This is a genomic window from uncultured Sphingomonas sp. (assembly GCF_964237155.1).
Taxonomy (GTDB): domain Bacteria; phylum Pseudomonadota; class Alphaproteobacteria; order Sphingomonadales; family Sphingomonadaceae; genus Sphingomonas.
The window spans coordinates 1-7,799 of the sequence record NZ_CAXSHH010000093.1 but is presented as its reverse complement, the minus strand read 5'-3'; the positions used below and the strand labels follow the sequence as shown (position 1 = coordinate 7,799).

Below are 7,799 nucleotides of genomic sequence, written 5' to 3'. Positions count from 1 at the left end.
CGCCGGGTTCGCCCGGCTATGGCGATAAAATGCGGCGTGAAATAGATGCAGCGGACCCGGGGGCGGTACCCGGCGGCTCCACCATCCGCCCCGTTTGATACGGGGTGGTCGATGGGGCCGAACTAGGATCGACGTGTATTGAAAGGCGCAGTTTTCGCTCGGAATGGGACCACCGCGACGGCCCATTACACAAGTGCCAACGATAACGAAGCACTCGCAATCGCCGCGTAACTTGGACTTCACGGTCTAAGTTATACATCGGACGAAAGCACGGTTGGGGCCGCACCGGGTAACAGAAGCGGAAACCGGCGGTACGGGGGGCACCGAGCAACAGAAGCTCCCCACCTGTTCGACCCGCCTTGCCTCTATTATCGTGGGCAGTCGCCCACGAGCTCCCGCATCTACGTTAGATAGGCCGCGAACGGTTCAAGTCCGGCCTCCGCGCGCCAAGTCGGCATGGTCTTTCCATCTTCGAGCGGCAACGGCACGCACCGGCCGTTCTCGCAGGTGAGCTGGGTCGCATAGCGCTGCTTTCCCGCCAGCTTCATTATGACGCGGTCGTACAGGTAGGCATAGTTCCGCCTGGAGACCTCGCCCGAGGCCGTCAGCGGCTGCATCAGCCTGAGCGCGCGCAACTGGAACGCGGGATCGGCGTCGGCGTGCTGGATGAGAAGCCATGCTTGCGCCGACGCGGGCTCGCCGACCGCGGAAATCGTGGGCCAGCCCTGCTCGGCGACGATGTCCCGGAGCCACCGCGTGTTGGCGCGGTCGCGTTCCGCCAATTCGGCGCCGAGACGGGCGACGACGATCGCCTTGACTTCGGGAGCGAGCGGGGGCGCGTCCTTCATCACACCCTCTCCCCAGCCCAGCCCGAAGCGGAGCATCTGGTCGGCCAGCGGGCGGGCGAGGAGCGTGTCGGCGAGCTTGGGGCTTCGCGGGCCCGCGACTTCCTCCGCCGTCCGGATCGCCGCGAGGTAGGTGTCCGCGACCGGGCGGGCGGCGGCGACCGCCTCCCTGAAGCGGGCGAACGAGCGCAGGTCGAGCGGATAAGGCGCGCTCGCCACCGCCGCGCAAAGCGGATCGCGGTAATAGGCGCGTTCGAGGCTGGGGCTGGTGACACCCATCGCGCGCAGCTCGGCGCGGGTCGCGGCTCCATCCGCCGCCAGGCATGCGTCGAGCCAAATCCCGACCCGGGCCGATGCCGCCTTTTCGGCGGGGGAGGCATCGTCGAACCGTCCCTTCAGCCAGCCGTAATCGCCGGGATCGAACCGCCCTTCCTGAATGTAGGGGAGAAGGACAGGCGGGGGCGGCGTGGTCGCGGCGACGCAGAGCATCGCCGCGAGAACCGGAAACATGACGCGCATCGCGCCGATGTAGCAGTCCTCGTCGACCATCGGCAATCCGGCGAACGATCGACGTGCGCGTGGTGCCGCATCATGCCTGACCGACGCGGCGGATCGCGAAAGCTCGGTCGGGGCCGATGGGCGCGGGCGTGAAGCGCAGGCGGCCGTCGGCCGCGTCGGCGGTGAGGCGTTCGACCTCGCGGCCGTTGGTCGTATCCCAGCCCATGATCCCGTAAGCCCCGTCGGCGAGGCCTGGGACGGTGACGACGGGGGCGATTGGCTCGACGTCGGCGCGGACACGGCCGTCGGGCGCGAGGGCGCGGCGGCGTAGGAGCCAGACCAGGGCCTGGGTGTCGTCCCCGCAGGCGAAGCGGTGGAAGTGGGTCGCCCCGACCCCGCCCGATACGTTGCGCCGGACGAAGCGTTCCCAGTCGATCAGGGGCAGGAAGCCCGCCATCGCGCGCTGCGCCTCGCGCATGCCGGGCGTCAGCGTGTGCGGGCGGCGGTTGGGCCAGCGCATGCCGCCGCCGACGCCGCCCGAGGCCAGGTGCGCCCAGCTCAGATGGCGGAAATATTCGTCGTCGAACGGCGCGGGAAGCGTGCGCTTCTTGTCCTTGAAGGTGTGGATGGGGCCGTGTTCGGTATCTAGGAAGGGGCGGCCGTCGGTGATCTCGGCGAGGCATTCGCGGACGATCCCGCCCATCGCGACGGCGGAGGCGACCGTGTCCTTGGGATGGTCGATCGACCCGGATCGGTAGATGTGGACCGAGGCGAAATCCAGGTCGGGGTGGCGGAAGATCGGGTCGCGCATGGCGAGCTCGGGACGCCACTGGAGTTCGGGGCCGAAAACGGAGACCGTCTGCGGATGGGCGCGGCCATACAGCTCGGTCTCCAAGTTCCGGACGTGGGTGGAGATGTCGGCGATGAACTCGGGCCAGCAATCGACCGCATCGCCGCCCTGCGCGGGGTGGATCTCGTTCCACAGGTCCCAGGCGAATAGGGCGCCCGAGCCGCCCCAGCGGCGGACGATGAAATCGAGCCGCGCCTTGATCGCGAGACGGGTGCGGGGGCAGGTGAGGAGCTGCGAGGGGTGCTCGAGCGGACCGCCGAGCGCGACGTTCCAGGGATGGTGCCGCCAATGGAGCCACATCCAGAAGGTGTCGACCGGGGTGAGGAGGATGCGCAGGCCGACGCGCTCGCACATCGCGAACAGGTCGTCCCAGAGCCGGATCATGGCGGGGACGAAGACGCCCGCGGGCCGTTCGAAATAGCGGTGCCGGACCTGGCAATATTCGATCATCAGACGAAGGCAGGCGACGCCGTGCGCCTTCAGATATTCGAGATGGCGTTCGGTGGCGGGAAGGTCGCGGCGGCGGAACAGGCCGTCGAACTCGACCCAGGAGATCGCGTCGTTCTGGCCGATCGGCGTCCAGGGATTGCCGTGCTCGTCTAGGAAATAGGGAGCGTTCGGGGCGACCCCGATCCAGGGCAGGCTCGCGGGCCGGTCGTCGCGGGCCATGGGTTGGCGGGTAGGTCCGGACATGCGCGCCGTCCCTAGCCGATCCGGTGCGGGTGGGTAGGGGGAAAAGGGCCGGATCAGGACGCGGGCGCGACCGTCTCGGCAGGCCGTTCGGTACCGGGCGGGGTAGGGGCGGGCGACGGTCGCTCCTCCGTCGCCGTGGCGACCATCGGCGCCGGCGGGGGGTCGGGCGGCATGGCGAGCACCGGCTCGAGCTCGGCATCGTAGCGGGTCGGCTCCACCGCCTCGGCATAGTCATGGGTCGGGAGGGAGGCGGGTTCGTCGAATGCGTGCTCCTCCGGCGGGGGCGGGGCGGCGTCGGGCCACTCGCCGACCGACGAGATCGGCGTGTAGCTGATCGGGGCGGGTCGCGCGGGCCCGTAGCCGCCGACCATGGGCATCTCGTCGGCGCGGGATACGACCTGCCGGTAATAGGGGTCGATCGCGGAGGCGGTCAGGTCGCCCATGACGAACCCGCCGGCCATGGAGGCGGCGGTCGCCCCGGTAAGCAGCCAACGTCCCGCACGCATGTCATCCCCCCATTACAGCTCCGAAACGATCGAACGCCGATATGGCCGGGCCGTTCCACGCGACCGCGAGGATTGGTGGTTAACCTCCTTCTAACCCGTGGTCGGTACCGCCCGTGGCGATGCGACAGGTGGGCGTCCCCGTTTCCAGAGCGGCAGTCGCGGTGTTCGTGCCGTTGCTGGCGGCGTCGTGCGCGCCGGTCGAGATACCGCGCGCGGTCGCGGTCGAGCGGGTGATCGTCGAGGCGCGGCCATTATTGCGGCGATTGGCGCTCGAGGTGCCGACGGCGGTGCCGGCGTCGGGGGTGTCGATCGCGATGCCGCCTCGCGCGGTCGGGACAGCGCCGCCGCCCTTCGTCGCGGCGACGGGGAGTGGGGACGACCGGCGGCGCGCGGCGGACTGCCTGACGGCGGCGGTCTATCACGAGGCGCGGTCGGAGGACCCGAACGGGCAGCGGGCGGTGGCGCAAGTGGTCCTGAACCGGGTGCGCGACCGGGCCTTTCCGGCGAGCGTGTGCGGCGTGGTGTATCAGGGGTCGCAGCGGCGGACGGGATGCCAGTTCTCCTTCACCTGCGACGGGTCGACGGCGGCCAGGCGCGAGCCGGGGGCGTGGGAGCGCGCGCGGGGCGTCGCGGAAGCCGCGCTGGGCGGGAGCGTCTACGCGCCGGTCGGCTCGGCCACGCATTACCACACGACGGCGGTGTCGCCCTGGTGGGCGCCGAGTCTGGCGCGGATCGGGCTGGTCGGGAGCCATGTCTTCTATCGTTGGCGCGGAGCGTTGGAGCGGGCGCTGACATTCAGGCAGGCCTATGCGGGCGTCGAGCCCGGGGCGGTGGCGGGGCGGGCGGTCGCGGCCGTACTCGCGCACGCGCCGGTCGAGGGCGGGGGGCTGGTGACGATCCACCGAGGAGGCGACAAGCCGGACACCGCCGCCGGGGTGATGCGGACGCTGGTCGCGGCGGGTGTGCGGATTCACCTGAACCGCGCCGTGCCGGGCGAGGAGGCCCGGCCCGTGCTGGGCGCCTATGCGGTCGAGGGGGCGATCGTGTCCGAGGAGTCGGACCCGATCTGAGGTCTTATCTACTAGCTCTGACCGGCAGCGGGCGGAACAGCTTAGCGACCGCCATCCCGCCGACCTTTCGGCCCATTTCCTCGCCGGCCTCGTTCGAGAAACGGTAATGTACACCGCCGTAGGTGCGTGACATCGACACATCCCGCACCCAGCGGTCGAAGGTCGGTACGACTTGGACGATCGAGGGCGCGGTGCCGGTGGTGACGCGCACGCCGCCCGGGGGCGCCGCGCCGACCTCGGTCTTCAGCACCGTCGCGGCGGCCGCGGCGCGGATGCAATGACCGCATGGATATTCGGGGTGGTTGGGCGTGCTGATCAAGGGCTCCCAGGCAGGGTCGACCGCCGTCGCCGGGTTGCCGTCGTCCTGCGCATTGCGGATCGCGGTGATCGGCCGCCAAAAATTATAATGGAGCTTGGCGTCGGCGACCGCCGTCACCGCGTCGTCGTCCGCCATCGCCATCAGCGCGAACAGGCGCGCGTTGGCGACGAGCGCGCGGCCGGGCGCGTCGGCGATCAGACGCAACGTCGGCAGCATGTTGGGGAGGATGCGGTAGCGCGCCATCAGCGTGCCGTCCGCGCCGCGTTCGGTGCTGGCACGTGCGCCCAGCCGTTTCACCTCCTCGAAGTCGCGGGCGTAGCGATCGCTGGTGAGGGCGGGCGGCGGCGGCGGGCGAACCGCGTCGGCGCGCGGCAGCACCCAGGGGGTGAAAGCCACCATATAGGGGTACATGACCGGCAGCCCGGTCGCGGTCCACACGCCCGCCGAGGTGCGTGGACGATAGGGTGTCTGGACGATCCGGGTGTCGATCCCGCCCGCCTCCAGCGCGCGCGCCGCCGCCGCAGCGCCGACCAGCACTCCGGCCTCACGCGCGGCGCGGTCGGCGATGCCCATCATCGCGACGTTATAGCTGTCGTCGAGCCCGGCCTTTTGCGACGGGTAATGGGCGAGAAGCACCCGGTAGGCGGCAGTCGCGGCCGCGGCGTCCCGCGACGCGGTCGGCGAGGCGGGCGCGAGCTTCAGGTAGGACTCGTAGCGGCGATCGATGGCGTTCAGCGCCTCGAACATGGCGAGGGCGACCTGGGTCTGGGCGCGGTCATGATCGCCGATGCGCTGTGCATCGGGTGCTAGCGGGACGGCGCGGCCGACGATCGCGGCATAGTCGATCCACTCGCATACCGTGTCCGCCGAGGCGGGCGTCGCCGCCATGAGCGCCGCCGATATCACTACCCCTAACCTGCGCATGATCCCAACCTCCCCAGGCCATCGTCGCCAGGCAGCGTATCATGAAGCGGCTCGCCCCGGTAGCGGGGGGATCAGGCCTCGGCGGCGAACATCGCCGGGCGGTCGACCGCGGGCGCGTTCGCCGCGACGACGCGGAGGCGGTGTTCGGCGGGATCGGCCGGGTCGAGGATGAACATCCCCGCATCGCGGTTGGCGACGAGCCAGGCGACGTGCTCGCGGGTGATCCGCTGGCCAGGGACGAGGCGGGGGACGCCCGGCGGCGAGGGGGCGACGATCTCGGCGGCGATCCGGCCCGCGCACGCTTCGTAGGGAACTTCCTCGACTTCGGCGAAGAACGCGTCGGGACCGGGCATCGCGCGCTCGAACACGAGCGTGGCGAGGCCGGGGAGGACGGGGGCGGCGGGCAGGATGGACGGGTCGGCGCGGAGCTTGTCGGACAGGTCGGTCAGCGCCTTCACCAGCTTGCGGACATCGCCGGCGGCGGTGCCGGGCGTGATCACGACCAGCAGATGGCGTGCGTTGGACAGGCCGACATGGAGATGGTGGTGCTCGTACAGCCAGTCGTCGGCGGCGTAGCCCGCGATACTGAGCGCGGAGAGGTCGATCAGGATCTTGGCGCGGTCGAGTTCGGTGCGGGGTTCGACGCGATCCTGGCCATATATGACTAGGCCGGGGATGGCGACGATCTCGGTGCGCGCCTGCTCGGCCAGGTCGAGCGCGTCGTCCCACAGCTTCGCGCCGCCGAGGGCGTGGTCGCGACGGGTGGCGTCTAGGCTGCCGAGGATGGGGAACGACGGGCTGGTCGTCTCGAACAGCTCGTAGGCGAGCGCGAGGCGTTGCTGGTCGACGACATTGCCCTTGGCGAGGAGGACGGAGCCTTGGGCGAGCGCGCCCATCGTCTTGTGGACGCTGCATACCTCGATGTCCGCACCCAGCGCGAGCGCGTCGGTGGGCAGGCGCGGCGAGAAGGCGAAGGCCGCGCCCCAGGCCGCGTCGACGATCAGCGGGATGCCGTGCGCGTGCGCGACCTGAGCCAACCGTTCGATGTCGCAGGTCATGCCGTAATAGTTGGGCGAGACGACGACGGCCGCCTTGGCGTGGGGATGGGCGGCGAGCGCGGCGGCGAGGGTGACGGGGGTGACGACCGTCTCGACGTCCCAGACGGGGTCCACATCCGCCTGGAGCGGCACGGCGTCGAGGCCGGCGACGAGCGCGTAGCTCCATTCGGCCTTGTGCGAATTGGTGGGGAGGAGGACGGTCTCGCCCGCGCGCGCGACGGCGGCAAGCGCGGTGTGGAGGATCTGGGTCGATCCGCCGGTGATGAAGCGGCACATGTCCGCGCCCCAGGCGGCGGCGGCGAGTTCATGGGCGCGGTTGAGCGCGTGGTCGCTCTCCGTGCGATCCTCGACGCCCTTGACGGTCAGGAGGTCGGCCTTGAACGCCTTGGCTCCGACGAGCGCGCGCAGGCCCCGGGGGATGGCGGCCCCGGCGCTATGGCCGGGGGCGCCGAAACCGGTGGTGGGGTGGGCTTCGGCCTTGGTTAGGGCAGCGACGAGGGGGGCTTGGGTCTGGTCCATGCCGACTCCAGCGTGTGACGCGAGTCGCTTGTTCCGGGGCGTCGATGTCGTGTGTTGCTCCGCACACGGAAAGACGAACCCTCTCCCGCGAAGGCGGGAGAGGGCTTTGGCTTAGTCGCGGTCGTTGGTCAGGAAGGCGGGGGCGAACTCGGGCGCGGGGCCGTCCTCGTTGCCCGAGCGCTCGGGGCGGGGGCCCCGATCGCCACCATCGCGGCGGGGGCCGCGTCCGCCGTCGCCGTCGCGGCGGGGACCGCGGTCGCGACCGCCGCCATCGCCCCGGGGGCCGCGATCACCGCCGCCGCCGCCGCCGTCACGACGCGGGCCACGGGGCCCGCGGTCACCGCCGCCTTCGCGGGGCTCGCGCGCGGGACGGGTGTCCTCGAGCTCGGCGCCGGTCTCCTGGTCGACGACGCGCATCGACAGGCGGACCTTGCCGCGCTGGTCGATCTCGAGGACCTTGACCTTGACCTCCTGGCCTTCGGTCAGCGCGTCGGAGACCTTCTCGACGCGCTCGTTC

General features: G+C 70.8%; 6 protein-coding genes, 1 other RNA gene and 1 pseudogene. 2 read left to right on the top strand and 6 right to left on the bottom strand.

The features are described from left to right. The first annotated feature begins 1 nt into the window (after position 1). Positions 2-298: a transfer-messenger RNA gene (ssrA, locus tag ACFE71_RS13905) on the top strand. A gap of 103 nt (positions 299-401) precedes the next feature. On the opposite strand, the gene ACFE71_RS13900 is transcribed toward ssrA, so the two are convergent. From ACFE71_RS13900 to ACFE71_RS13890, 3 genes are read right to left on the bottom strand one after another with little or no spacing between them, the layout of a single operon-like run. Beyond that, the gene (locus tag ACFE71_RS13900; RefSeq protein WP_375429368.1) at positions 402-1,394 is read right to left on the bottom strand and encodes a DUF6624 domain-containing protein; all 993 of its coding nucleotides are present in this window, start codon (positions 1,392-1,394) and stop codon (positions 402-404) included. A gap of 40 nt (positions 1,395-1,434) precedes the next feature. Continuing rightward, on the bottom strand, positions 1,435-2,886 hold the full coding sequence (locus ACFE71_RS13895; protein WP_375429367.1) for a hypothetical protein: 1,452 nt from the start codon (positions 2,884-2,886) through the stop codon (positions 1,435-1,437). A gap of 53 nt (positions 2,887-2,939) precedes the next feature. Next, positions 2,940-3,392: a hypothetical protein gene (locus tag ACFE71_RS13890; protein ID WP_375429366.1), complete on the bottom strand. Its 453-nt coding sequence runs from the start codon at positions 3,390-3,392 to the stop codon at positions 2,940-2,942. A gap of 119 nt (positions 3,393-3,511) precedes the next feature. Between ACFE71_RS13890 and ACFE71_RS13885 the strand changes: the two genes are divergently transcribed. Beyond that, positions 3,512-4,462, top strand: coding sequence for a cell wall hydrolase (locus ACFE71_RS13885; protein ID WP_375429369.1), 951 nt, complete (start codon positions 3,512-3,514; stop codon positions 4,460-4,462). 4 nt (positions 4,463-4,466) lie between these two features. Here the strand turns inward: ACFE71_RS13885 and ACFE71_RS13880 are convergent, their stop codons facing one another. The 3 genes and pseudogenes from ACFE71_RS13880 to ACFE71_RS13870 form a co-directional block, all read right to left on the bottom strand. After that, complete coding sequence (locus ACFE71_RS13880) at positions 4,467-5,705, bottom strand: vanadium-dependent haloperoxidase (protein ID WP_375429365.1); 1,239 nt, start codon at positions 5,703-5,705, stop codon at positions 4,467-4,469. A 71-nt stretch (positions 5,706-5,776) separates the two neighbouring features. Then, positions 5,777-7,282, bottom strand: a complete 1,506-nt coding sequence (locus ACFE71_RS13875; protein ID WP_375429364.1) for an aminotransferase class I/II-fold pyridoxal phosphate-dependent enzyme — start codon at positions 7,280-7,282, stop codon at positions 5,777-5,779. A 111-nt stretch (positions 7,283-7,393) separates the two neighbouring features. Then, a pseudogene (locus ACFE71_RS13870) lies at positions 7,394-7,799 on the bottom strand (polyribonucleotide nucleotidyltransferase); the annotation flags it as partial.

Bases quoted from the DNA above. Each gene is read 5' to 3' on its own strand.
- ACFE71_RS13890 (WP_375429366.1), bottom strand. From the start codon at position 3,392: ATGCGTGCGGGACGTTGGCTGCTTACCGGGGCGACCGCCGCCTCCATG.
- ACFE71_RS13895 (WP_375429367.1), bottom strand. From the start codon at position 2,886: ATGTCCGGACCTACCCGCCAACCCATGGCCCGCGACGACCGGCCCGCG.
- ACFE71_RS13875 (WP_375429364.1), bottom strand. From the start codon at position 7,282: ATGGACCAGACCCAAGCCCCCCTCGTCGCTGCCCTAACCAAGGCCGAA.
- ACFE71_RS13900 (WP_375429368.1), bottom strand. From the start codon at position 1,394: ATGGTCGACGAGGACTGCTACATCGGCGCGATGCGCGTCATGTTTCCG.
- ACFE71_RS13885 (WP_375429369.1), top strand. From the start codon at position 3,512: ATGCGACAGGTGGGCGTCCCCGTTTCCAGAGCGGCAGTCGCGGTGTTC.
- ACFE71_RS13880 (WP_375429365.1), bottom strand. From the start codon at position 5,705: ATGCGCAGGTTAGGGGTAGTGATATCGGCGGCGCTCATGGCGGCGACG.